The organism is Cedecea sp. VD22 (assembly GCF_037150195.1).
In the GTDB taxonomy this organism is placed as follows: domain Bacteria; phylum Pseudomonadota; class Gammaproteobacteria; order Enterobacterales; family Enterobacteriaceae; genus Cedecea.
The window spans coordinates 1-22,541 of sequence record NZ_JBBCPX010000022.1; the positions used below are offsets into that span (position 1 = coordinate 1).

The window sequence follows — 22,541 nt, forward strand, 5'->3', positions numbered from 1 at the left end:
AGCAGAGCTGGAAGCCAGCCCATTAGCGGTGAAGCTGCCAGAGTCTTTCTATCCTGATGGCGATATAGATTGCCCGAAGGTAGTGGAAGTTGAGGAAGTTATCGAAGCAATCCGCGCCGCTGGCGGCCAGGTGGAGGGGGAGTAGATAATGAGAACTTTACGCGAGTACATAAGATCTCAGCAGGGTAGCTTCTCTGCTAAGGATATTCTTAATGGCTATTTGCCAGAAAAGCCAACCACCAGGCTTGATTCAGTCATAAGTCAACTTAACTGGCTTGTTGAAAGGGGGGAGTTGAGGAAGGAGAGAACTGGAAGGCGAGTCACTTACTCGCCGGTTAACTCGGGCGTGAGCATGAGCATGAGTTCTCTATTTAACGAATTATTAATGCGTAGCCGTAACCGGAGGCTTCATGAATAACCTGCAACTGGCAGTAAAGGGTGAGTATTTCGACGCAATGAAGCGTGGAGAGAAAACCGAAGAATACCGACTGGTGAATCCGTACTGGGGCAACCGCATTTTTGGCCGGGATTATGACCGCCTGATTATCACTCGAGGCTATCCAAAAAAGGATGATGCCAGCCGCCGAATTGATATCCCTTACGACGGGTATGAGATTAAAACTATCACTCACCCTCATTTTGTCGCGGAGCCGGTAAAGGTTTTCGCTATCAAGGTGGCTTTATGAATAACCTGAGCAGCCTATTGGGCATCGACTCCCGGCGCAGCAGCATGACGCTGATTGAGTACAAATTCGACCACAAGGAGCGGGCTTCCGTTTCGAAATACCTGGTCAGCCACAGCTCAAGGGTGCAGAAAACCACGCTTGAACAATACGTCACAGTCGAGCGCGATCGCTACGGTAAGTTTGCAGTATCCGTCGCGCTAGATGATTTCCCCGGAGGGCTCAGCGACCGCGAGTCAATGCTGAAGCTTGCTGACTGGCTGCACCGCCTTGGTGTTGCCATCGAAAACGAATGGAGCAAACCGAATGAATAACCTGAGCAGCAGCTTCACCATCGAAGATCTGCGCGAAATAGCATATCGCGGCAGCTACAGTGATTCTGAACGCGCAATGGCCCGCGAGCTACTCGCATTGCGGGAAGCGGGGAAAGAGCCGGTTGGGATAAGGTGGCGGTTTACCGATTGGCGTAAGACAACCATGCTTCATCACACTTTCGACGTTGATCGCTTCGATGAATTCTCTAAATCCGGCAACAAAGAGGTTTACTACACATACGCAGCGCCGCAGCTGCCTGCTGTGACAACCGAAATGGCACAAGCTGGCGGAATAGTGGTTGCTGAATGCGAAGCGCACGGAGAGCACCAGGACGACACGGCCAGAAAGGTTTTCGCCGCCATGATAGCCGCAGCACCAAAGCCGGAATAGCTCAACAGTTGATCAATTACTCGAACAATTTATACTGTGTATGCATACAGTATTTTTGAGAGGGTAATATCATGCCGCGTTACGATGACATCAGGATGGCTTTTATCAATGCAATCAGGATTGCGGCTAACGGAAAGCGAACAGTGACAACGGAGGAGTTTGTCAAAGAGCTGGAGAAGCTCAACTGGCACTGGGGTTTGAAGCAGGCGAACGAGTGGATAGAGATGTCGGTGACAACGTTCAAGGACATCTCCACCGCAGAGGGCGAAGCGAGAACATTCATGGTATACAACCCGAATGGAGGCTTGTAATGGGATTCCCATCACCTGCAGCTGATTACGTCGCCTCCAGACTCACGGTAGATGTGCTCATTAACTTTGATGCCAACTGTCGGCTGGCTGAAACCACTGATGGATACGCAGTCATTCGCGTCTCGCGTCGCCCCGCTCAGGGTGACCATGTGCTCATCGAATTCTGCGGCAAGATGGAGTTTGCCAGGCTGAGGGGACCGGCGCTAATCACGCAGGACGGTGAAGCCATTGAAGGTGAAGCGCTCAACGATGTGAATGTTCAAGGCGTCGTGACGCACTGGATAAACAGAGCTTCTGATGACCAAGAGATAGTCTGACAACGACCCGCCAAGTGCGGGTTTATTTTTATGCGAATAACGCCGGCCACTGAGCCGGTTTTTTATTGGGAGGAAGTTATGAATTACACCATCGGAGCAAAGCTGTTCTTCGTGCTGCTCGCAGTGGCTTTTGCGTCTGCCGTAACGGCTCTTTTCTTATTGTGAGGTGACTATGGATGAAGTCATCTTCACCCGGGATGAGGCTGCCGAATTCCTCCGGGTTAGCAAAGGCACCGTAGCCGACTGGATAAAGTCAGGGCGGCTGGCTGCGGCAAGAAAGAACCCGGGAAAGAAAAAGAGCCCTTACCTCATCTGCAAGACGGATTGCATTGCAGCATTGAAGAACCCGATCCACAATCAGCCGGTGAATGCGGTTGATGTGCCAGAGGAGAAAGCATGTCAATCAAACTACGTGCCGGTACGTGGCACTGCGACTTCGTTGCGCCTGGTGGGAGTCGAATTAGACGATCTCTTGGGACAGCGGACAAAAGGCAAGCTCAGGAGCTCCACGATCAACTAAAGGCTGAGGCATGGCGAGTTGATAAGATGGGGGAATATAAGTCTCGCACTTTTGAAGAGGCCTGTGTGCGATGGCTTAACGAGAAGCAGCACAAGAAAAGCCTTGATGATGATAAAAGCCGGATTGGATTCTGGCTTTTGCATTTTAAAGGAATGGAGTTATCAGCAATCACTGAGGACAGGATTCTTTCAGCGGTTAGCGGGATGGTAAACAGGAAGCATCGCCTTAACTGGGAGTCCATGCGGGACAGTTGTCTGAGGAATGGCAAGCCCGTTCCTGAGTTTAAGGATAAGCCAGCGGCTCAGGCAACGAAGGCAACACACCTGGCATTCATTCGTGCATTGCTTAGGTGCGCGGCCAACGAATGGCGATGGATTGCCAAAGCCCCGAACATCAAATGCCCTGTGCCGAAGAATAAGCGCATACGTTGGCTTACCCGTGATGAGGCTACGGCTCTTATTCGTGAGATGCCACCACACTTCAAGCCAGTTGTTGTTTTCGCGCTGGCTACCGGGCTTCGCAGATCAAACATCATCGACCTTGAGTGGTCGCAGATTGATATGCAGAGAAAGGTAGCATGGATTCACCCAGAAGATGCTAAGTCAGGAAGGGCGATTGGGGTCGCCCTTAATGATTCAGCCTGCAAGGTGCTTCGTGATCAGGTTGGAAGGCATAACAGGTGGGTATTCGTTCACACTGAGTCGTCGGTTAGGCCTGACGGAACGAGAACGAAAGAGGTGAGGAAAATGCGAAGTGATGCTAACACAGCCTGGCGGGCTGCACTAAAGAGGGCTGGAATTGAGAACTTCCGATTCCATGACCTTAGGCACACCTGGGCTAGCTGGCTTGTTCAGTCAGGAGTGCCGCTAAGCGCTTTGCAGGAAATGGGAGGATGGGAAAGCATAGAAATGGTTCAGCGATATGCTCACCTGGCACCCAACCACCTTACTCAGCATGCCATGCAAATTGACGCATTTCTGGCGGGAAATGGCACAAATATGGCACAAGGTGGATTTTCTGATTTGGTGAATATCGCGTGAACCCGCGTGGTTACTGGTGCCGATAATAGGAGTCGAACCTACGACCTTCGCATTACGAATGCGCTGCTCTACCAACTGAGCTATATCGGCTTTCCGGACGCGCCACGAGCGTGGCTGCGGTGTAAAAGGTTAAGGAAGATTGGGTGATGCGTCAACCACTTATCAAACTGACCGCTGGTTTTTGCATCACCCTGTCTTCAATTACGCACGAATAGTGTCGTCGCCGAAACCGATCCACTTGTAGGTAGTTAAGGCTTCAAGCCCCATCGGGCCGCGGGCGTGCAGCTTCTGGGTGCTGACCGCCACCTCCGCACCGAGGCCGAACTGGCCGCCGTCGGTGAAGCGGGTTGAGGCGTTGACGTACACGGCAGAGGAATCCACTTCGTTAATAAAGCGATTCGCGTTGCGCAGCGTGCGGGTCAGGATAGCGTCCGAATGCTGGGTACCGTGCTCGCGAATATGGGCGATGGCATCATCGAGATCCGCCACCACTTTCACATTCAGGTGCAGCGACAGCCATTCGTCGTTGTAATCCGCCTCTTTCACCGCTTCCACCGCCGCCGGGCCGGTTTGCAGTACAGGCAGCGATTTCTCGTCAGCATGCAGCGTCACGCCGGACTCCGCCATCTGCTTGCTCAGCGCAGGCAGGAAGCGGTCGGCAATCGCCTGGTGCACCAGCAGCGTTTCCACCGTGTTGCAGGTGCTCGGGCGCTGGGTTTTGGCGTTCACGATGATTTTCAGCGCCGGTTCAATCTCGGCGGTGTCGTCCACCACGATGTGGCACACGCCGATGCCGCCGGTGATCACTGGGATCGTCGACTGCTCACGGCAGAGTTTATGCAGGCCCGCGCCACCGCGAGGGATCAGCATGTCGATGTAGCGATCGAGGCGTAGCATTTCGGTGACCAGCGCGCGGTCCGGGTTTTCAATCGCCTGAACCGCCGCTTTCGGCAGGCCGCACTCTTCCAGCGCCTGCTGGATCACCGCCACCGTGGCGTTGTTGGTGCGCCAGGTTTCTTTCCCGCCGCGCAGAATTGCCGCGTTGCCGGTTTTCAGGCACAGGGAGGCGACGTCCACGGTCACGTTCGGGCGAGCTTCATAGATCACGCCCACCACGCCGAGCGGCACGCGGCGGCGCTCGATGCGCAGCCCGCTGTCCAGCAGCCCGCCGTCGATCACCTGCCCTACCGGGTCAGCGAGGCTGCATACCTGGCGCACATCGTCGGCGATGCCTTTCAGGCGAGCCGGGGTGAGCTGCAGGCGGTCGAGCATGGCTTCGCTGAGGCCGTTTTTACGCGCCTCGTCTACATCCTGCTGGTTGGCGGTCAGGATCTGCTCCGAACGCGCTTCAAGGTAGTCGGCAATTTTTTCCAGCACGCGGTTCTTTTCGCGGCCGGAGAGCAGTGCCAGCTGGTAAGAGGCCTCTTTTGCCGCTTTGCCCATTTGTTCAAGCATTAGTCTGCTCCTTAATTAACAATCATGTCGTCGCGATGCACGGCCACCGGGCCGTATTCATAGCCGAGGATGTCGTCGATTTGCTGGGAGTGATGCCCGGCAATGCGGCGCAGCGCGTCGCTGTTGTAGCGGCAAACACCGTGGGCGATGTCGCGCCCTTCCAGGCTGCGAATGCGGATCACCTCGCCGCGGGAGAAGTTGCCGCTCACGCTTTTGATGCCTTTAGGCAGTAGCGAGCTGCCACGCTCCAGAATAGCGGACAGCGCCCCGTCATCCACGGTGATTTCGCCGGCAGGCGGAGCGCCAAAGATCCAGCGTTTGCGGTTCTCCAGCGGCGACTGCTGCGCGTGGAAGCGCGTTCCTACAGGGTTGCCGGCCATGACGTCACCGATAACGCCTGGCTTGCTGCCTGCGGCGATGATGACGTCGATACCCGCGCGGCAGGCCACGTCGGCGGCCTGGAGCTTGGTGCCCATGCCGCCCGTGCCGAGGCCGGAAACGCTGTCGCCCGCAATGGCGCGCAGCGCATCGTCGATGCCGTGCACTTCTTTAATCAGTTCCGCTGCCGGGTTGTTACGCGGGTCGGCGGTGTAGAGGCCCTGCTGGTCGGTGAGCAACAGCAGCTTGTCGGCCCCGGCCAGAATCGCGGCCAGCGCGGAAAGGTTGTCGTTGTCGCCGACTTTGATCTCAGCCGTCGCCACGGCGTCGTTTTCATTAATGACCGGCACGATGTTGTTATCTAACAGCGCTCTGAGCGTGTCGCGGGCATTAAGGAAGCGTTCGCGATCTTCCATATCGGCGCGGGTCAGCAGCATCTGCCCGACGTGAATGCCGTAGATAGAGAACAGCTGTTCCCAAAGCTGAATCAGGCGACTTTGCCCTACCGCGGCCAGCAGCTGCTTGGACGCGATGGTGGCGGGGAGTTCGGGGTAGCCGAGGTGTTCACGCCCGGCGGCAATCGCCCCGGAAGTCACAATCACAATACGATGCCCCGCCGCGTGCAGCTGGGCACACTGGCGAACCAGTTCAACAATATGGGCGCGGTTCAGGCGGCGGGAGCCACCGGTTAATACGCTGGTGCCTAGTTTTACGACCAGCGTCTGGCTGTCACTCATGATTCTCTGCCGTTTCTACAAATAAGGGGAAATTAAAAAGCCAGATGACGTTGTAACAGGAGTCGCGCGGCTTGCCAACAGGCGGCGTGGGAAAAGGGCTAATAAGCCAGAAAGGATCGCTGAGGATAGCGGATATATTTTACATTTTTATGACATATAAACTTTATTACGTTTATTTAATCTTTCTCCTAAATTGTCATAAATCTTTAATCTGAGAACGATAAAACCCTTCCTGTTTTTAGCAGGAGCCCGACTCCTGGATCAATTTTGCAAGCGTTCATCATTCTTGGGATAACAAATGAAAAAGAGCACACTGGCATTAGTGGTAATGGGTATCGTGGCTGCTTCTGCTTCTCAGGCAGCCGAAGTTTATAACAAAAACGGCAACAAGGTTGACATCTATGGCCGCGTTAAAGCTGAACACTACTTCAGCGACAACACCGGTTCCGATGGCGACCAGACTTACGCTCGCCTGGGCTTTAAAGGTGAAACTCAGATTAACAGCCAGCTGACCGGTTACGGCCAGTGGGAATACCAGATTGCGGGTAACAAAGCAGAGAACGACTCTACCGGCACCAAAACTCGCCTGGCGTTCGCGGGCCTGAAAGCCGGTGACTACGGCTCATTTGATTACGGTCGTAACTACGGCGTGCTGTACAACATCGCCTCTTACACCGATATGATGCCAGAGTTCGGCGATGACTCTTTCGTCAGAACCGACACCTTCATGACCGGCCGTGCGACCGGCGTGGCGACTTACCGCAACAACAATTTCTTCGGTCTGGTTGACGGCCTGAAGCTGGCTCTGCAATACCAGGGCAAGAACGGGGCTGACAGCGCGAACACCCGTTCCGATACTTCTCGCCAGAACGGCGACGGCTTCGGTACCAGCCTGTCCTACGACATCGCTGACACCGGCCTGAGCGTGGGCGCAGCATACGCCAACTCTAACCGTACCAACGCGCAGAAAGCGTCCGTTTACGGTAAAGGCGATAAAGCTGAAGCCTGGACCACCGGCATCAAGTACGACAAAAACAACGTGTACCTGGCAACCATCTACGCTGAAACCCGTAACATGAACCCAATCAGCGTTCCGGGCTCCCTGGCGGGCACCAGCAGCAGCGTGTCTGGTTTTGCTAACAAAAACCAGGCGTTCGAAGCCATCGCTCAGTACCAGTTCGACTTCGGTCTGCGTCCATCCCTGGGCTACGTGCAGTCTAAAGCGAAAGACATCGAAGGCATTGGTGATGCGGATCTGGTGAAATACATCGACGTGGCCGCCACCTATTACTTCAACAAAAACATGTCTGCGTTTGTTGATTACAAAATCAACCAGCTGAGCGACAACAACAAGCTGAAGCTGAACAACGACGACGTTGTTGCGGTAGGTATGGTGTACCAGTTCTAATTCGCGATACTGCGGATAAAAAAATCCCCGTCAGCTTGACGGGGATTTTTTATTTTCAGGCAGAGAGTTTAAGCGACTTTTCCGCAAAGTTCTCGGCAGGCACCAGCCCAAGCTCAAGGGTGGCGAGTAAATCTTTCAGGCGTCCGTGGAAACCGCGCAGCGTCTGCTCCAGCTTTTCATCCACTTCTTTATCTTTTGCCGGGGTCGCCGTCCATTTGCCGTCTTTATCAAACAGGCCGAACTGCCAGGTGTAGGTAAACTGCTTTTCCTGGGCTTCCAGCACCATCCACCATCCCCAAAACTCGCGTTTCTCCGGCGCGGGCTTTACGTTAACGCACACCGCCAGGCAATCGAAGAAGAAACGGTTGTCTTCACACTGCTCTTCCCGGATATACGGGCCAAGCGAGGCGAACTTTCTGATCAGTCTACTTTTCGGGTGTCCACTCGGTAACGTCATTACGATCTCCTGTTGTGAAGCAACTGTTTTAGCAAACCGCCGTAATTTAGCAAATATTTAACGTAATCTTTGTTTCATCCAGCCGGTAACTTCCTGCAGCGCTTTGTCAAAATTTTGATACACCGGCTTAAACGGGATCTGGAGTAATTTGCCGTCAGCAGATGACGAAGTGATTAAACGGGATTCTTCTTCCGGGCTGAACGGATCGTTCTCCCAAAAACCGGACAGCATCGGCGTTGGGCAGCGGCGGCCAAGCAGCCCCTGCGTTTTCAGGGAGTAGCGGTTTAGCTCCACGCTCAGCGCGCTGTCGGAGATGCTGGTCATGCCCAAGCGGCTCGCCAGCACGTCAATGTACATTTCCGGCACGTTGGCCTGGCGCTGCGGGTCGCTCAGCAGGGCGTGAACCACCGGCCCAAGGCAGGCAACGGCTTTCAGGCGCGGCGCTTCGAGGTAGGCCAGGCGCACGGCAACGTTGGCGCCAAAGCGGAAGCCAAATGCTGCGACGCGCGTGTGGTCAACCCAAGGAATGTTGGGCAATGCTTTGAGCACGTGCTGGTGCAGCACGCTGGAATCCTGGGTCAGTTTCCACTTAGAGGAAAAACCGACTGACGGCATGTCGATGGTCAACATCGCGATGCCCTGTGGGGCAAAATATTTCTCAAACAGGCTGTAATAATCGCTCTGTAGGGCATCGAGGCCGCCGCACATCAGCACGGTCGGGAATGGCCCTTCTACCCCTTTAGGCATGTGCAGGAAGCCGCTGATGGTGCCGCCACCGGTCATCGGGAATTCAAGCTCGCGCAGCCCGCCGGACAACCGGGGAGCCGCCTCTTCGTAAGCCCGATTAGCCAACACCTGGGCCTGCTCCGCCAACGCGTCCCCTTTCAGGTGCGGGTACGCCGCAATGCTGTAGAGGTTAGCCGCCTGCAGCCAGCATTTGCCGATTTTCTCTTCGTCCGTTTCCTGGCCGGCACGCTGCTGCCAGAGCATCGCCTGCTTCGACCATTCGTAGATCCAGTTCCCCCCGCGATAGCCCATCACGGTATCAAACAGGTCGTCGTTGGTACGTTCAGCCTCGGTGCAGGCAATCCGGGCCTGGACTTCGAGGATTTCACGCGGATCGACCCCGCGCCAGATCCACATCAGGCGGTTGATCATGCGGTACCAGTGGGGCACGTTTTTGCCGTCCAGCGCGGACTGGATCGCGGGCGTGGCGGTATGCCGTGCGCGACGAACAAGCGTGGACGTTTCCGGGTGTTTGAATCTTGGCTTAAAGAGGGTTTCGCTGAGGTTGGCCTGCGACATCGTTTCACTGCCTCCATGAATACGAGAAACGTCGCTATTGTAGCCTGATACGGTCCAAATAACACAAACGCCCGGCTATGCCGGGCGCCAAATAAATGACAAAGCTCAAATCATGGAGGGATTAACGGCCAGCCAACGGCGGCACAAACACCACGCCCATATCCCACGGCTGCTCAATCCAGGTGTCCTGCGGGATATCAATCACGTAATCGTCCACCAGCGGCTGACCGGCTGGTTTAGCGAAGATAGTGACGAAGTGAGCTTTCGGATACATTTCGCGAATGGCTACCGCGGTACCGCCGGTGTCGACCAGGTCATCGATCACGATAAAACCTTCGCCGTCGCCTTCCGCACGCTTCAGCACGGTCAGCTCACGCTGGTTGTCGTGGTCGTAGCTGGAGATACAAACGGTATCAACATGGCGAATACCCAGTTCACGAGCCAGCAGCGCGCCCGGCACCAGGCCACCACGGCTAACGGCAATAATGCCTTTCCACTGTTCGGCTGGCAGCAGACGCTGAGCCAGTTTGCGGGCGTGAATCTGCAACATGTCCCAGGTGACGACGTATTTTTCGCTCATGTGAAGTGTCCCGGCCTGTAAATAACGGCTTAAAAAGTATTCGAAGGAGTTTTGGTTGCGCGAGATTATAGAGATCTGGCGCACTAAAAACCAGTGCCGCAGGCCACTGGCAGCGGATTTTGCTCGTATTCAGCCTTCACGCAACAAAAGAAAGTGGTATTCTCAGAACATCGCGCAAGCCGTGCTTGTGGTGTATCTGAACCCGGCTAAAAACGTAACCGGTCAGCCAAAAAAACGACTCCAGGGAGACTCAACGTGTCTGAATTGTCTCAATTATCGCCACAGCCGCTGTGGGATATTTTTGCCAAAATCTGTTCTATTCCGCATCCGTCCTATCATGAAGAAGCGCTGGCGGAACACATCCTGTCCTGGGCAAAAGAAAAAGGCCTGCACGTTGAACGTGACCAGGTGGGGAATATCCTGATTCGCAAGCCTGCTACGCCGGGCATGGAAAACCGCAAACCTGTGGCGCTTCAGGCGCACCTCGACATGGTGCCACAAAAAAACAACGACACCGTTCACGACTTCGCTAAAGATCCTATCCAGCCGTACATCGACGGCGAGTGGGTAAAAGCGCGCGGCACCACGCTGGGCGCAGACAACGGCATCGGTATGGCGTCCGCGCTGGCGGTGCTGGCTGACGACAGCGTGGCGCACGGCCCGCTGGAAGTGCTGCTGACCATGACCGAAGAAGCCGGAATGGACGGCGCATTTGGCCTGCAGGCGGGCTGGATGCAGGCAGATATCCTGATCAACACCGACTCCGAAACGGAAGGTGAGATCTACATGGGCTGCGCGGGCGGGATCGACTTTATCACTACGCTGCCGCTGCAGCGTGAAGCCGTTCCGGCTGGGTTTGACACCTTCAAGCTGACCATCAAGGGGCTGAAAGGCGGCCACTCCGGCGCAGATATCCATCTGGGCCTGGGGAACGCCAACAAGCTGCTGGCTCGCTTCCTGCTGGCTCATGCCGCGGAACTGGACGCACGTCTGCTCGACCTGAACGGCGGCACCCTGCGTAACGCCATTCCGCGCGAAGCCTTCGCCACGCTGGCCGTGCCTGCGGCGAAAGCGGCCGAGCTGAAGTCTGCGGCTAACGCTTACCTGGCCGTTCTGAAAAATGAACTGTCTGCGGTCGAGAAGAACATTACCGTGCTGGTGGAAGCCACAACGTCTGACAAACAGGCGCTGACCGCTAAAACTCGCGATACCTTCCTGCATCTGCTGAACGCAACGCCAAACGGCGTGATTCGTAACTCAGACGAAGTGAAGGGCGTGGTTGAGACTTCCCTGAACGCGGGCGTCGTGACCATGAGCGACGACAGTGCAGAAATTATCTGCCTGATTCGTTCCCTGATCGATTCCGGTAAAGACTACGTGGTTAGCGTGCTGGAGTCCCTGGGTGAACTGGCCGGGGCGAAAACCGTGGCGAAAGGCAGCTATCCTGGCTGGCAGCCGGACGCTAAGTCTCCGGTGATGGCCCTGGTACGCGAGACTTACCAGAAGCTGTTCAACCAGACGCCGAACATCATGGTTATCCACGCGGGCCTGGAATGTGGTCTGTTCAAAAAGCCGTATCCGGAGATGGATATGGTTTCCATCGGGCCAACCATTACCGGCCCACATTCCCCGGACGAGCAGGTACATATTGAGAGCGTTGGCCAGTACTGGAAGCTGCTGACCGAGCTGCTGAAGGCGATTCCGGCGAAATAAGTTTTACCCTCACCCTCTCCTTATAAGGGAGAGGGGATTTTCTTTGTCTGCCTCATTTTCAGCGAAAACGTGTTTTCCCCTTCTCCCTTCCAGAGAGAAGGCCGGGATGAGGGTCTAATTCACAACCCCAGCAGCAGTTGTCTCTCCAGTTGCGGGTCGAGCAGCGTCACATGCAGCCCCACCAGCCGGACGCCGCGCCCTCCCCGCCGTTCTTCCCATGTTTTACGGGCGGTGGCAATCAGGTCTTCTTTGTTCAGCTTCGGCCAGACGTGCTCCTGGGTCGTCAGCTGAAAGTCATTAAACTTCAGCTTGATGCCTTGCCGCGCGATACGCAGGTCGGCCCGCTCTTTGGCAAGTCGCCTCTCAAGCTCCGGGTACAGGCGTTCAATAATCTCTTCGCATTCTGGCCATTCATGAATGTCTTCCGCGAGCGTCCGCTCTACCCCCACCGACTTTCTCTGACGATCGTTACTGATCTCGCGCTCATCAATGCCCTGGCTGCGCTCCCACAGCACCCGGCCAAATTTCCCAAAGCGTTTTAACAACATGGCCAGGTCAGCATTTTGCACGTCAGCGCAGGTTCGCAGACCGAGCGTTTCCAGCTTTGCCACCGTGACTTTGCCCACGCCGGGAATTTTCCCGAGCGGTAGCGTCGCTAAAAAGTCCGGCACCTGTTCGGGCGTAATGACATACTGGCCGTTGGGTTTATTGAGGTCGGAGGCAATCTTTGCCAGAAACTTTATCGGCGCAATGCCAGCTGAGGCGGTCAGGTTCAGTTCGTCGGCAATGGCCTGACGAATTTCGCGGGCGATCAACGTGGCCGAGCCCTGGCAGTGTTCGCTGTCCGTAACGTCCAGATAAGCTTCATCCAGCGACAAGGGTTCGATCAGCGGGGTATAGCGGGAGAAGATTTCACGAATATGGTTGGAGGCTTCTTTATAGGCGTCGAACCGGCCCGGCAATAGCGTGAGATGCGGACAGAGTTTTAGCGCCATCGCGGTCGACATCGCGCTGCGCACGCCGTATTTTCTGGCGGGATAGTTCGCCGTGCTGATCACGCCTCGCCGTTGGGCACTGCCGCCAATAGCGAGGGGAATATCGCGCAGGGCCGGGTTATCACGCATCTCAACGGCGGCAAAAAAGCAGTCCATATCGACATGAATGATTTTGCGCATATCCACTCAACCAGAAAAATAACACTGGATAAGTATACAGCTAATTTTCAAAATGAGGAAATTGTCGCAGGCCACCAAATCTTTTCCTGCAAGTGGCATCACCTCGGGCATAAAGTGACACACCGCAAAAACTCCAATTGATTCCAATAAAATGTGTAAACGCCCGCGTCTGGCGCTTGCGAAAATTAGCCACGATGCTAATGTGAGCGCAATCCTGTACAGAATTTTCTGATTTCGGGTCCCTTTAGCCGTCCTGGCTGTTAGTTTCAGGTTTATCAAGGAATCAAGCAGTATGCGTAAGATCGCACTGATTATTGCGATGCTCTCTATGCCGTTTTTCTCTTTCGCCAGCCTGCTTAACAGCAGCGGTGTCGCCGCCCCTGTCGGCAAAGATAGCAGACAGCAGCTAATGGGCTCCCCGGTTTATATTCAAATCTTTAAAGAAGAGCGCACCCTGGAACTGTGGGTGAAGATGGGCGAGCAGTACCAGCTCCTCAACAGTTACCGCATCTGTAACTATTCCGGCGGCCTGGGGCCAAAACAGCGTCAGGGCGATTTTAAAAGCCCGGAAGGGTTTTATAGCGTTGATCGCAGTCAGTTAAAACCGGACAGCCGCTTCTATAAAGCCATTAATATTGGCTTCCCGAATGAATTTGACCGCGCTCACGGCTATGAAGGGAAATACCTGATGATTCACGGCGCCTGCGTGTCGATTGGCTGCTATGCCATGACCGACTCCGGCATCGACGAAATCTTCCAGTTTGTGACCGGGGCTTTGGTGTTTGGCCAGCCGCGCGTACAGGTGAGTATCTTCCCGTTCCGCATGACCGACGCCAATATGGAACGCCACAAGTACTCCACCTACATCAACTTCTGGAAAGAGCTGAAACCGGGCTATGACTACTTCGCGGCTAACCATCAACCACCGGGCGTGGCCGTGGTCAGCGGGAACTACGTCATCAGCAAACCTGCCGTGATGACGCCAGTTCAACCGCAGCTGGCTTCAAACTATAAGCTCACCGAGGCAAAATAACGCCGACTTGCCTGGCTCAATTTTGTGCCAGGTTTCGTTGGCGGTCAGCGGCTGAGTTGCGATGACCGTGACCACATCGTTAGGTGTGGTCTCTTCCTGAAAATCAATTTCCACGTCCTGATCCAGCAGCTTAGCGACACCGAATGGCGCTCTGCGGGTGATCCAGAACAGGTTCGTCGAGCAAAACGCCATCACGTAGCGCCCGTCCGACAGCAGCATGTTAAACACGCCCTTTTCTCTAAGCTCTGCGCCCAGTTCAGTGATGTAGCGGAATACCGCTTCCATATTGCCCGGCGTGCGCGGGTAACGCTGCGTGAGTTTGTGCAGCAGCCAGCAGAACGCCTGCTCGCTGTCCGTTTCGCCAATCGGGCGGAACGTCCCCGTCTCCAGCGTGCGATAGCCCTTGAGTTGCCCGTTATGGGCATAGGTCCAGTTGCGGCCCCACAGTTCGCGGGTGAACGGATGGGTGTTTTCCAGCGCAACCTTGCCGCGGTTTGCCTGGCGAATATGCGCAATAACCGAGCAGGATTTAATTGGGTAATCCTGGACGAGGCGGGCGATGGGCGAGTTAAAGCTCGGCTGCGGATCTTTAAACGTGCGGCAGCCTTTTCCTTCGTAGAAGGTTATACCCCAGCCGTCTTTATGGGGGCCTGTTCCGCCTCCGCGCTGCACCAGTCCGGTAAAACTAAAACAGATATCCGTCGGTACGTTGGCACTCATCCCGAGCAATTCGCACATCTCTTCTCTCCCACAACGAATGCCCCTGCTCCGGGAGGAGCTGGGGCATTACGGGCTAAGCTTTAACCATTTCTTTTTCGATTAACTGAATCAGGATGTGGATCACTTTGATGTGAATTTCCTGAATGCGGTCCGCATAGCCGAAGTGCGGCACACGGATTTCGATGTCAGCCGTACCGGCCATTTTGCCGCCGTCTTTGCCGGTCAGAGTAATGACTTTCATGCCTTTCGCGCGGGCAGCTTCAATCGCTTTGATGACGTTGCCGGAGTTGCCGGACGTGGAGATCCCCAGCAGCACGTCGCCTTCGCGGCCAACGGCTTCAACGTAGCGAGAGAAGACATAGTCGTAGCCAAAATCGTTGCTGACGCAGGAGATGTGGCTCACGTCAGAAATCGCGATCGCCGGATAGCCCGGGCGGTTCTCACGATAGCGGCCCGTTAACTCTTCCGCAAAGTGCATAGCATCGCAGTGTGAGCCACCGTTCCCGCAGGACAGTACTTTGCCGCCCGCTTTGAAACTGTCTGCCAGCAGCACCGCTGCGCGCTGGATGGCATGAATGTTGGCTTCATCCTTAAGGAAGTTAGTCAGCGTTTCCGCCGCTTCATTTAGCTCACTACGAATAAGATCCTGGTACATGAGGAGGTCCTTGAGGTTTGAGTGAATTTCACATCCCGCAGTGTACCGGATAGCGCCGAAAGCGAGAAGCGTAACCCCGCGTGTAAAGCCGGGGTTTTCCCTGGAAGTGCGGCAACAATGTGAGCGAGGTTGTAATTATTTTGTAAACACATTGCTAAAGAAAGCAACATCCACTACAACCAATACATCACAAGTGGTCAGACCTCCTACAAGCAAGGGAGCTTTCTTTATGTTGATTTTAAGCATTGTCCTTACCGTTGTTCTGCTGGGTGTGTTGTTCTATCACCAGGCAAATCTGCTGCTTAGCAGCGTGCTTCTGCTCGCGTGGACCGCCGCGCTGGGCTTCGCTGGCATCTGGTCTTTCTGGGTGCTGGTTCCGCTGTCGGTAATTCTGGTGCCGCTGCTGGTCACGCCGCTGCGTAAATCGCTGATCTCCTCACCGATTTTCCGTGGCTTCCGCAAAGTCATGCCGCCGATGTCCCGCACCGAAAAAGAAGCCATCGACGCCGGGACGACCTGGTGGGAAGGCGATCTGTTCCGCGGCAAGCCGGACTGGCAAAAACTGCATAACTACCCGCAGCCAAAGCTGACCGAAGAGGAACAGGCGTTCCTTGATGGCCCGGTGGAAGAAGCCTGCCGCATGGCGAACGATTTCCAGATCACCCATGAGCTGGCCGACCTGCCCCCTGAGCTGTGGGCTTACCTGAAAGAGCATCGCTTCTTCGCGATGATCATCAAGAAAGAGTACGGCGGCCTCGAGTTCTCAGCCTATGCTCAGGCTCGCGTGCTGCAAAAACTGTCCGGTGTTTCCGGGATCCTGGCGATTACCGTCGGCGTGCCTAACTCCTTAGGCCCGGGCGAACTGCTGCAGCACTACGGCACCGAAGAGCAAAAAGATCACTACCTGCCTCGCCTGGCCCGCGGCCTGGAAATTCCTTGCTTCGCGCTGACCAGCCCGGAAGCCGGTTCCGATGCCGGTGCCATCCCGGACAGCGGCGTGGTTTGCATGGGGGAATGGCAGGGTGAACAGGTGCTCGGTATGCGCCTGACCTGGAACAAACGCTATATCACGCTCGCCCCTATCGCCACCGTACTGGGCCTGGCGTTCAAACTGTCTGACCCGAAACGCCTGCTCGGCGGCGAAGAAGACCTCGGCATTACCTGTGCGCTGATCCCAACCCACACGCCTGGCGTGGAGATCGGCAAACGTCACTTCCCGCTGAACGTGCCGTTCCAGAACGGCCCAACCCGTGGGAACGACATCTTTGTGCCTATCGACTTTATTATCGGTGGTCCAAAAATGGCCGGTCAGGGCTGGCGTATGCTGGTTGAGTGCCTGTCCGTAGGTCGCGGCATTACCCTGCCGTCGAACGCTACCGGCGGCCTGAAATCCGTGGCGATGGCAACGGGTGCTTACGCGCATATTCGCCGTCAGTTCAAAATCTCTATCGGTAAAATGGAAGGGATTGAAGAGCCGCTGGCACGCATCGCCGGTAACGCGTATGTCATGGATGCCGCAGCTTCTTTAATTACCTACGGCATCGTGCTCGGTGAGAAACCCGCCGTACTGTCTGCGATTGTTAAGTACCACTGTACCCACCGTGGCCAGCGCGCCATTCTTGATGCGATGGATATCGTCGGCGGGAAAGGCATCATGCTCGGCGACGCTAACTTCGTGGCCCGCGCTTACCAGGGCGCGCCGATCGCTATCACCGTTGAAGGCGCTAACATTCTGACCCGCAGCATGATCATCTTCGGCCAGGGCGCAATTCGCTGCCATCCGTACGTGCTGGAAGAGATGGCTGCGGCGCAGAATAACGACGTGAATGCCTTCGATAAGCTGCTGTTCAAGCACATCGGCCACGTGGGCAGCAACAAAATGCGCAGCCTGTGGCTGGGCCTGACCAACGGCCTCGGCAGCAGCACGCCGACCCGCGATGCAACTAAACGCTACTACCAGTACATCAACCGCCTGAGCGCCAACCTGGCGCTGCTGTCGGATGTCTCCATGGCCGTGCTGGGCGGTAGCCTGAAGCGCAGAGAGCGTATCTCTGCTCGCCTGGGTGATGTGCTGAGCCAGCTTTATCTGGCGACGGCGGTGCTGAAACGCTACGAAGATGAAGGGCGTAACGAAGCCGATCTGCCGCTGGTTCACTGGGGCTTGCAGGATGCGCTGTTCCAGGCCGAACAGGCGATTGATGACCTGCTGCGCAACTTCCCGAACCGCTTTGTGGCCGGTACGCTGCGGCTGGTTATCTTCCCGCTGGGTCGCCGCTACGATGCGCCGTCCGATGTGCTGGACCACAAGCTGGCGAAAATCCTGCAGGTGCCGTCCGCAACCCGGTCGCGTATTGGCCGCGGTCAGTACCTGACGCCAAGCGAGCATAACCCTGCTGGCCTGCTGGAAGCCGCTCTGCTGGATATTATGGCCGCCGAGCCAATCCACCAGCGCGTATGCAAAGAGCTGAAGCGCAATCTGCCGTTCACTCGCCTGGATGAACTGGCGAAGCAGCTGCTGGGTGAAGGCAAGATCACCGCCGATGAAGCGGCGATTCTGACCAAAGCGGAAGCCAGCCGCCTGCGCAGCATCAACGTGGATGAGTTTGATCCGGAGGCGCTGGCGACACAGCCGGTGAAGGTGCCGGAAAAGCACAGAAAGGTTGAAGCCGCCTGACCATTAACCCCTCTTATGAGGGGTTAATTCTTTATAACAAAGAGGGAAAAAGCGTGGTTTTTCCCTCTTTGTGGTAATACGCCAAAAATCAATGAATTGATTTTTCTATTTATTCATGACTGTTTTCTTTAAGTTTTTTATTTTATCTGAAAGTTACCAGTTGCCTTTTCCCCGCAGATGCGGGGTTTTTTATTGCCAACAAAAGCACGTTTTCTCGTGCTACAGTGGATGAAATATTCTGCTAAGAGGCTGCCGATGGTGTCTGGTCTGAAAGTTTCCGTTCTGCAACAACCGCTCGTCTGGATGGACGGTGCCGCGAACCTGCGTCATTTTGATGTGCTGCTGGAGGGCGTGCGCGGACGTGACCTGATTATTCTGCCGGAAATGTTCACCACCGGCTTCGCGATGGAAGCCGCCGTGCAGTCAATGCCGGAACAGGAAGTGATTGACTGGATGCAGTTCAAAGCCCAGCAAACGCAGGCGATGATCGCCGGCAGCGCCGCTCTGCAAACCGAACGCGGGCCGGTGAACCGCTTCCTGCTGGTTCAGCCGGATGGCAAAGTGCATTTCTACGATAAGCGCCACCTGTTCCGCATGGCCGATGAGCATCATCATTATCAGGCCGGGGAAGAACGCGTGATTATTGAGTGGAAAGGCTGGCGTATTTTACCGCTGGTTTGCTACGACCTGCGCTTCCCGGTGTGGTCCCGCAATCGCAACGACTACGATCTGGCGCTGTACGTCGCCAACTGGCCCGCGCCGCGCTCTCTGCACTGGCAAAGTCTGCTGCAGGCGCGCGCCATTGAGAACCAGGCTTATGTGGCAGGCTGCAATCGCGTGGGCACCGACGGCAACGGCCACCATTACCGGGGCGACAGCCGGATCATCAGCCCGCAGGGCGAGATCCTGGCGAGCGTTGAACCTCACCAGGCGGCACGACTTGATGCCGATCTTTCGCTGATTGCGCTGCGGGAGTACCGGGATAAATTTCCGGCCTGGCAGGATGCCGATCCTTTCAGCCTTTAAGAATGAAAGTATGCAGAAACCGGCCTATTCAGGCCGGTTTTTTATTGTTCCGCCAGCACAGTCACGGCGCGAGTGAAAGCCTGGACGGCAAGGGCCACGTCGCTTTCCATGACGGATTCCGCCGGATGATGGCTGATACCCTTCTCGCAGCGAACAAACAGCATGGCGCTCGGCCAACGCTCGGCGATGGCAATGGCGTCGTGCCCTGCGCCGCTTGGCAACGACAGGCTCCGCCCCTGAACTTCGCTCACCGCCTGCGTTAGCATTGCCTGCAACGCCACATCACACGGCGTGGCCGGAATAGCGTAGTAGGCTTCTGCGGTAAACTGCATGCCGCGACGGGCGGCAATCGCTTCCCCTTCGGCAAGAAGCTGGCCTAACAAACTCGCCAGGCTTTCGTCACGCGGGCTGCGAATGTCCAGCGTAAGCTGAACGTCGCCAGGGATGACGTTCACCGCGCCTGGCGCGCAGCTTAACGTTCCCACCGTGGCAACTTCGTCGGGGCCGTGGCGGCGCGTGGCGGATTCAATAAAGGTCATCCATTCGGCAGCGGCGGCCAGCGCATCTTTGCGCAGCGCCATTGGCACCGTCCCCGCATGGCCCGCATGGCCGGTAAAGCTGCAGTTCAGGCGACGGGCACCGTTAATGGCCGTGACCACGCCCAGCGCAAGGCCCTGCTCTTCCAGCACCGGTCCCTGCTCGATATGCACCTCAAGGTAAGCGCTGAAATCGCTTTTTGGCCGCTCCGCGCTGGCAATACGCGTCGGATCCAGACCGGCAATCGTCATGGCCTGCGCCACGCTGACGCCGTTGGCATCTTCACAGCTCAGCCAATGCGCCGGCCAACTGCCGGTGATGCCTCGGCTCCCCAGCAGGGTAACCCCAAAGCGGGTGCCTTCTTCATCGCCAAAACCGACAATTTCGATGGCCTGCTCGAGCTGGATATTGTTTTGATAAAGGTACGCGACCACTTCCAGGGCACACAGCACGCCGAGCATCCCATCGTAGCGGCCCGCATTGCGCACCGTATCAAGATGGGATCCCAGCAAAATCGTCTGCGCGCCTTCTTGCCTGCCTTCGTAACGCCCACAAATATTGCCGACAGCGTCCTGCCAGGTCGTCATGCCGAGCTGCTCCATCCAGCCAGCGACCAGCTGATTCGCCCGCAAATGTTGCACCGAAAGGTAAACCCGGGTCAGCTGGCCCGCGCTTTCGCTGATAGCAGCTAGCTGGTCAGCCCTGTCCATGACGCGCTGGGCGGCAACCGCGGCATCGTTAGCATCCATAAGCGGCGCGCCCATTAGCGGGCACCCTGCGCGTAAACGTTCCACGCTGCCTGCATCGCTTCACCCTGCACGCTTTTAAAGCCGAGACGGTTAAGCACCGCTTCCAGCGCGGTGAGCGTTTGCAGCACGCAGTCTTTGCGTGCGTTGTAGCCCATGGTGCCGATGCGCCAGATTTTGCCCTGTAGCGGGCCGAAGGAGGTGCCGATCTCGATATGGAAATCTTCCAGCAGCAGCTTACGAACCTCTTCGCCGTGAACCTGCGCCGGGATAGCCACGCCGAGGACGTTGTTCATCTTGTGGTCAAGATCGCCGAAAGTTTCCAGCCCCATGCCCTGGATCCCCGCCACCATCGCCCTGCCGTGCAGCTCATGACGGGCAATACCGACGTCCAGACCTTCTTCCAGGATCACGCGGGCGCACTCACGGGCAGCAAACAGCATGCTCGTCGCTTCGGTGTGGTGATTCAGACGTTCCGGCCCCCAGTAGTCCATGATCATGCCCAGATCGAAGTAGTTGGAGTAGATCATCTCTTCGTCCCCGTCCTGATGGGCGGCAGTGCGAATGCCTTCTTCCACGCATTTACGGCGGCGAATGGCCTCTTCCATTTTCGGACTAAGGGTAACCGGTGAGCTGCCTGACGGGCCGCCCAGGCACTTCTGCAATCCGGCGGAAACGGCATCCAGTCCCCAGGCATCGGTGAGCAGTTCGTTCCCGCCAAACGATGCTGTAGCATCGGTGTAGAACAGCACGCCGTGGCGGCGGCAGATCTCCCCCAGTTCGGCCAGCGGCTGCAGCATCGTGGTGGAAGTATCGCCCTGCACGGTCAGCAGCAGGCGAGGTTTTACCGCTTTGATGGCGTCTTCGATTTGCTGCGGGCTGAATACTTCGCCCCACGGAACTTCAATGGTGTGCACTTCGGCGCGGCAGCGGCGGGCAATCTCACACAGCAGGTGACCAAAACGGCCAAACACTGGCACAAGCACTTTATCGCCAGGGCGAATAGCCGACAGCAAAATGGCCTCGATCCCGGCGCGGGAAGTGCCGTCCACCAGCATCGTCCATTTGTTTTCGGTGCGGAAGAGCTCGCGGTACAGCACCATCACCTCATTCATATATCCCGTCATCACCGGGTCATACTGGCCGATAAGCTGGCTCGCCATGGCACGCAGCACGCGCGGATCGGCATTGATCGGGCCTGGCCCCATCAGCAAACGGTGCGGCGGGTTGATCTGGGAAAACTGCTGAATATCAAACATGGCGATTCCTTGAGTCTGAGATTGAAACAAAAGATTCTTATAATCATCTTTTGCAACTAATGTGCCAGCCGCAGGCAAAATTTTTTCCGGCTGACAGGCTTAAGCCAGCGCGGAAAAACAGGTTTGGGTAAAAACGATGAACTCTTTTGGCTCACCCGAACTGTGCAGTTGCACCGTCGAGGAGCATTAACGCTGTTCGAGTTCGTCCAGCTCTGTATACAATTCAGCGATATTATGGATACGCTGACGTCCACTGGTCAATGATTCATGCAGCACCGCGTTAGCCAGTAAATTCACCAGGCTCATGGCGCTGCTGTAGCTGTCAAACGCCGAAACGCTGTCGAGCGGCGCGCTCAAATGCCAGCCAGGATAACTTGCCAGCACCGCCGAACCCGGTTCGCTCAGCATCACCAGCGGTATACCGCGCTGCTGTAAACTGGTGAGCAGTGGCTTAATAATGCGCGGCCTGCGGCGAAACGCCACGGTGACGACGCAATCTTCCGGGCCGATATCCACCAGCTCTTCCGCCAGCGTCTGCCCCGGCTGCGGGAGCAGATGTACGCCGCTGCGCACCTGCAAAAGCTGCTGGCGCAAGTGCATCGCCACCGGCCAGGAGTTTCGCATCCCAATGATAAACAGTCGTTTTCCGGTCACAAGGGCCTTGACCACTTCGGCAAACGGGCCCGCTTCAAGCTGATTTACCAGTTGAGTAAGGTTCGCCATTTCCTGCTTGTAATGACGCGCCAGCAGCGTGTTGCCCTGCACGGCATCGCGGTTTTCCGTCAGCGGCATCCCGCTCTGGCGCAGGGTCCGCAGCTCTTCGCGCATATCTTTGTAGCGCTCGTAACCTAAGCGCTTAAACAGGCGGCTCACGGTGGCCTTGGACACGCCTGAAAGCCGCGCCAACTCGGCGCTGTTGTAGCTGATCAAGTCATCAAAGTGGTCAACGATGAACGAGGCCACGCGCTGCTCCTGCGGGGAAAAGAGCGCCCATGACGCCCGCAACCGCTCGTCTAACTGTTTCATGCCGACTCCTGCAACTTTTGTTTCATCAAAGCCTGACACAGTGAAACGATCCTCGTCAACCTGGAACATCTCTTGCTTCTG

General features: G+C 56.2%; 24 protein-coding genes and 1 tRNA gene. 13 read left to right on the plus strand and 12 right to left on the minus strand.

The window, feature by feature from the left end; translation table 11 throughout:
- Window positions 1–148 precede the first annotated feature (148 nt).
- The 8 genes from WFK85_RS23680 to WFK85_RS21995 all read left to right on the plus strand — a co-directional run bounded on the left by WFK85_RS23680 (window position 149) and on the right by WFK85_RS21995 (window position 3,576).
- Complete coding sequence (locus WFK85_RS23680) at window positions 149–418, plus strand: BlaI/MecI/CopY family transcriptional regulator (protein ID WP_442892336.1); 270 nt, start codon at window positions 149–151, stop codon at window positions 416–418.
- Window positions 411–686, plus strand: coding sequence for an ASCH domain-containing protein (locus WFK85_RS21965; RefSeq protein WP_336709713.1), 276 nt, complete (start codon window positions 411–413; stop codon window positions 684–686). The genes WFK85_RS23680 and WFK85_RS21965 overlap by 8 nt, the downstream gene beginning before the upstream one ends.
- Window positions 683–997 (plus strand): hypothetical protein, encoded by a 315-nt coding sequence (locus tag WFK85_RS21970; protein WP_336709711.1) that lies wholly within the window; start codon window positions 683–685, stop codon window positions 995–997. Before WFK85_RS21965 ends, WFK85_RS21970 begins: the two co-directional genes overlap by 4 nt.
- Window positions 990–1,388 carry a hypothetical protein gene (locus tag WFK85_RS21975; RefSeq protein ID WP_336709710.1) on the plus strand — a complete coding sequence of 133 codons (399 nt, stop codon included), beginning with the start codon at window positions 990–992 and terminating at the stop codon, window positions 1,386–1,388. Before WFK85_RS21970 ends, WFK85_RS21975 begins: the two co-directional genes overlap by 8 nt.
- 71 nt (window positions 1,389–1,459) lie before the next feature.
- Entirely contained in the window at window positions 1,460–1,699 is a 240-nt protein-coding gene (locus WFK85_RS21980) for a DNA polymerase V (RefSeq protein ID WP_336709709.1), read from the plus strand.
- Window positions 1,699–2,016 (plus strand): hypothetical protein, encoded by a 318-nt coding sequence (locus WFK85_RS21985; RefSeq protein WP_336709708.1) that lies wholly within the window; start codon window positions 1,699–1,701, stop codon window positions 2,014–2,016. The genes WFK85_RS21980 and WFK85_RS21985 overlap by 1 nt, the downstream gene beginning before the upstream one ends.
- A 172-nt stretch (window positions 2,017–2,188) precedes the next feature.
- Window positions 2,189–2,536 carry a helix-turn-helix domain-containing protein gene (locus WFK85_RS21990; protein ID WP_336709707.1) on the plus strand — a complete coding sequence of 116 codons (348 nt, stop codon included), beginning with the start codon at window positions 2,189–2,191 and terminating at the stop codon, window positions 2,534–2,536.
- The gene (locus WFK85_RS21995; protein ID WP_442892337.1) at window positions 2,419–3,576 is read left to right on the plus strand and encodes a site-specific integrase; all 1,158 of its coding nucleotides are present in this window, start codon (window positions 2,419–2,421) and stop codon (window positions 3,574–3,576) included. Before WFK85_RS21990 ends, WFK85_RS21995 begins: the two co-directional genes overlap by 118 nt.
- Window positions 3,577–3,590: 14 nt before the next feature.
- Here WFK85_RS21995 and WFK85_RS22000 read toward each other — a convergent pair.
- The 3 genes from WFK85_RS22000 to proB all read right to left on the minus strand — a co-directional run bounded on the left by WFK85_RS22000 (window position 3,591) and on the right by proB (window position 6,146).
- A tRNA-Thr gene (locus tag WFK85_RS22000) sits at window positions 3,591–3,666 on the minus strand.
- 111 nt (window positions 3,667–3,777) lie between these two features.
- Complete coding sequence (proA, locus tag WFK85_RS22005; RefSeq protein WP_008457356.1) at window positions 3,778–5,031, minus strand: glutamate-5-semialdehyde dehydrogenase; 1,254 nt, start codon at window positions 5,029–5,031, stop codon at window positions 3,778–3,780.
- 11 nt (window positions 5,032–5,042) lie between these two features.
- Window positions 5,043–6,146 carry a glutamate 5-kinase gene (gene proB, locus WFK85_RS22010; protein ID WP_008457354.1) on the minus strand — a complete coding sequence of 368 codons (1,104 nt, stop codon included), beginning with the start codon at window positions 6,144–6,146 and terminating at the stop codon, window positions 5,043–5,045.
- Between the two features lie 298 nt (window positions 6,147–6,444).
- On the opposite strand from proB, the gene ompC reads away from it, so the two are divergent.
- On the plus strand, window positions 6,445–7,554 hold the full coding sequence (gene ompC, locus WFK85_RS22015) for a porin OmpC (RefSeq protein WP_008457352.1): 1,110 nt from the start codon (window positions 6,445–6,447) through the stop codon (window positions 7,552–7,554).
- A 55-nt stretch (window positions 7,555–7,609) separates the two neighbouring features.
- Here ompC and crl read toward each other — a convergent pair whose 3' ends face one another.
- The 3 genes from crl to gpt form a co-directional block, all read right to left on the minus strand.
- Window positions 7,610–8,011 (minus strand): sigma factor-binding protein Crl, encoded by a 402-nt coding sequence (crl, locus tag WFK85_RS22020; RefSeq protein WP_008457351.1) that lies wholly within the window; start codon window positions 8,009–8,011, stop codon window positions 7,610–7,612.
- 57 nt (window positions 8,012–8,068) lie between these two features.
- The gene (gene frsA / locus WFK85_RS22025; RefSeq protein WP_166994267.1) at window positions 8,069–9,316 is read right to left on the minus strand and encodes an esterase FrsA; all 1,248 of its coding nucleotides are present in this window, start codon (window positions 9,314–9,316) and stop codon (window positions 8,069–8,071) included.
- A 121-nt stretch (window positions 9,317–9,437) separates the two neighbouring features.
- A complete protein-coding gene (gene gpt / locus WFK85_RS22030) occupies window positions 9,438–9,896 on the minus strand; it encodes a xanthine phosphoribosyltransferase (protein ID WP_008457349.1) in 459 nt (152 codons plus the stop codon).
- A gap of 255 nt (window positions 9,897–10,151) precedes the next feature.
- Here gpt and pepD point away from each other — a divergent pair, with 255 nt between their 5' ends.
- Entirely contained in the window at window positions 10,152–11,609 is a 1,458-nt protein-coding gene (gene pepD, locus WFK85_RS22035; protein WP_166994265.1) for a beta-Ala-His dipeptidase, read from the plus strand.
- Between the two features lie 119 nt (window positions 11,610–11,728).
- Here the strand turns inward: pepD and dinB are convergent, their stop codons facing one another.
- Window positions 11,729–12,784: a DNA polymerase IV gene (dinB, locus tag WFK85_RS22040; RefSeq protein WP_008457347.1), complete on the minus strand. Its 1,056-nt coding sequence runs from the start codon at window positions 12,782–12,784 to the stop codon at window positions 11,729–11,731.
- A gap of 292 nt (window positions 12,785–13,076) precedes the next feature.
- Between dinB and dpaA the strand changes: the two genes are divergently transcribed.
- Window positions 13,077–13,817 carry a peptidoglycan meso-diaminopimelic acid protein amidase gene (gene dpaA / locus WFK85_RS22045; RefSeq protein ID WP_039300629.1) on the plus strand — a complete coding sequence of 247 codons (741 nt, stop codon included), beginning with the start codon at window positions 13,077–13,079 and terminating at the stop codon, window positions 13,815–13,817.
- On the opposite strand, the gene WFK85_RS22050 is transcribed toward dpaA, so the two are convergent.
- On the minus strand, window positions 13,788–14,555 hold the full coding sequence (locus tag WFK85_RS22050) for a class II glutamine amidotransferase (RefSeq protein ID WP_008457309.1): 768 nt from the start codon (window positions 14,553–14,555) through the stop codon (window positions 13,788–13,790). The genes dpaA and WFK85_RS22050 overlap by 30 nt on opposite strands.
- A gap of 55 nt (window positions 14,556–14,610) precedes the next feature.
- Window positions 14,611–15,192 (minus strand): D-sedoheptulose 7-phosphate isomerase, encoded by a 582-nt coding sequence (lpcA, locus tag WFK85_RS22055; RefSeq protein WP_008457307.1) that lies wholly within the window; start codon window positions 15,190–15,192, stop codon window positions 14,611–14,613.
- A 229-nt stretch (window positions 15,193–15,421) separates the two neighbouring features.
- Between lpcA and fadE the strand changes: the two genes are divergently transcribed.
- Both fadE and WFK85_RS22065 read left to right on the plus strand, forming a co-directional pair.
- The gene (gene fadE, locus WFK85_RS22060; protein WP_336709705.1) at window positions 15,422–17,866 is read left to right on the plus strand and encodes an acyl-CoA dehydrogenase FadE; all 2,445 of its coding nucleotides are present in this window, start codon (window positions 15,422–15,424) and stop codon (window positions 17,864–17,866) included.
- Window positions 17,867–18,124: 258 nt separating this feature from the next.
- On the plus strand, window positions 18,125–18,892 hold the full coding sequence (locus tag WFK85_RS22065) for an amidohydrolase (protein ID WP_336709714.1): 768 nt from the start codon (window positions 18,125–18,127) through the stop codon (window positions 18,890–18,892).
- A gap of 41 nt (window positions 18,893–18,933) precedes the next feature.
- On the opposite strand, the gene hpxK is transcribed toward WFK85_RS22065, so the two are convergent.
- The 3 genes from hpxK to WFK85_RS22080 all read right to left on the minus strand — a co-directional run bounded on the left by hpxK (window position 18,934) and on the right by WFK85_RS22080 (window position 22,460).
- On the minus strand, window positions 18,934–20,193 hold the full coding sequence (hpxK, locus tag WFK85_RS22070) for an allantoate amidohydrolase (protein ID WP_336709704.1): 1,260 nt from the start codon (window positions 20,191–20,193) through the stop codon (window positions 18,934–18,936).
- Window positions 20,193–21,434: an aminotransferase class V-fold PLP-dependent enzyme gene (locus WFK85_RS22075; protein ID WP_166994259.1), complete on the minus strand. Its 1,242-nt coding sequence runs from the start codon at window positions 21,432–21,434 to the stop codon at window positions 20,193–20,195. The genes hpxK and WFK85_RS22075 overlap by 1 nt, the downstream gene beginning before the upstream one ends.
- A 186-nt stretch (window positions 21,435–21,620) precedes the next feature.
- Window positions 21,621–22,460 (minus strand): MurR/RpiR family transcriptional regulator, encoded by an 840-nt coding sequence (locus tag WFK85_RS22080; protein ID WP_008457289.1) that lies wholly within the window; start codon window positions 22,458–22,460, stop codon window positions 21,621–21,623.
- Window positions 22,461–22,541: the final 81 nt, after the last annotated feature.

Excerpts from the sequence above, each read along its gene's own strand:
- WFK85_RS23680 (WP_442892336.1), top strand. The coding sequence starts at position 149 with ATGAGAACTTTACGCGAGTACATAAGATCTCAGCAGGGTAGCTTCTCT.
- WFK85_RS21965 (WP_336709713.1), top strand. The coding sequence starts at position 411 with ATGAATAACCTGCAACTGGCAGTAAAGGGTGAGTATTTCGACGCAATG.
- WFK85_RS21970 (WP_336709711.1), top strand. The coding sequence starts at position 683 with ATGAATAACCTGAGCAGCCTATTGGGCATCGACTCCCGGCGCAGCAGC.
- WFK85_RS21975 (WP_336709710.1), top strand. The coding sequence starts at position 990 with ATGAATAACCTGAGCAGCAGCTTCACCATCGAAGATCTGCGCGAAATA.
- WFK85_RS21980 (WP_336709709.1), top strand. The coding sequence starts at position 1,460 with ATGCCGCGTTACGATGACATCAGGATGGCTTTTATCAATGCAATCAGG.
- WFK85_RS21985 (WP_336709708.1), top strand. The coding sequence starts at position 1,699 with ATGGGATTCCCATCACCTGCAGCTGATTACGTCGCCTCCAGACTCACG.
- WFK85_RS21990 (WP_336709707.1), top strand. The coding sequence starts at position 2,189 with ATGGATGAAGTCATCTTCACCCGGGATGAGGCTGCCGAATTCCTCCGG.
- proA (WP_008457356.1), bottom strand. The coding sequence starts at position 5,031 with ATGCTTGAACAAATGGGCAAAGCGGCAAAAGAGGCCTCTTACCAGCTG.
- proB (WP_008457354.1), bottom strand. The coding sequence starts at position 6,146 with ATGAGTGACAGCCAGACGCTGGTCGTAAAACTAGGCACCAGCGTATTA.
- ompC (WP_008457352.1), top strand. The coding sequence starts at position 6,445 with ATGAAAAAGAGCACACTGGCATTAGTGGTAATGGGTATCGTGGCTGCT.
- crl (WP_008457351.1), bottom strand. The coding sequence starts at position 8,011 with ATGACGTTACCGAGTGGACACCCGAAAAGTAGACTGATCAGAAAGTTC.
- frsA (WP_166994267.1), bottom strand. The coding sequence starts at position 9,316 with ATGTCGCAGGCCAACCTCAGCGAAACCCTCTTTAAGCCAAGATTCAAA.
- gpt (WP_008457349.1), bottom strand. The coding sequence starts at position 9,896 with ATGAGCGAAAAATACGTCGTCACCTGGGACATGTTGCAGATTCACGCC.
- dinB (WP_008457347.1), bottom strand. The coding sequence starts at position 12,784 with ATGCGCAAAATCATTCATGTCGATATGGACTGCTTTTTTGCCGCCGTT.
- dpaA (WP_039300629.1), top strand. The coding sequence starts at position 13,077 with ATGCGTAAGATCGCACTGATTATTGCGATGCTCTCTATGCCGTTTTTC.
- WFK85_RS22050 (WP_008457309.1), bottom strand. The coding sequence starts at position 14,555 with ATGTGCGAATTGCTCGGGATGAGTGCCAACGTACCGACGGATATCTGT.
- lpcA (WP_008457307.1), bottom strand. The coding sequence starts at position 15,192 with ATGTACCAGGATCTTATTCGTAGTGAGCTAAATGAAGCGGCGGAAACG.
- fadE (WP_336709705.1), top strand. The coding sequence starts at position 15,422 with ATGTTGATTTTAAGCATTGTCCTTACCGTTGTTCTGCTGGGTGTGTTG.
- hpxK (WP_336709704.1), bottom strand. The coding sequence starts at position 20,193 with ATGGGCGCGCCGCTTATGGATGCTAACGATGCCGCGGTTGCCGCCCAG.
- WFK85_RS22075 (WP_166994259.1), bottom strand. The coding sequence starts at position 21,434 with ATGTTTGATATTCAGCAGTTTTCCCAGATCAACCCGCCGCACCGTTTG.
- WFK85_RS22080 (WP_008457289.1), bottom strand. The coding sequence starts at position 22,460 with ATGAAACAGTTAGACGAGCGGTTGCGGGCGTCATGGGCGCTCTTTTCC.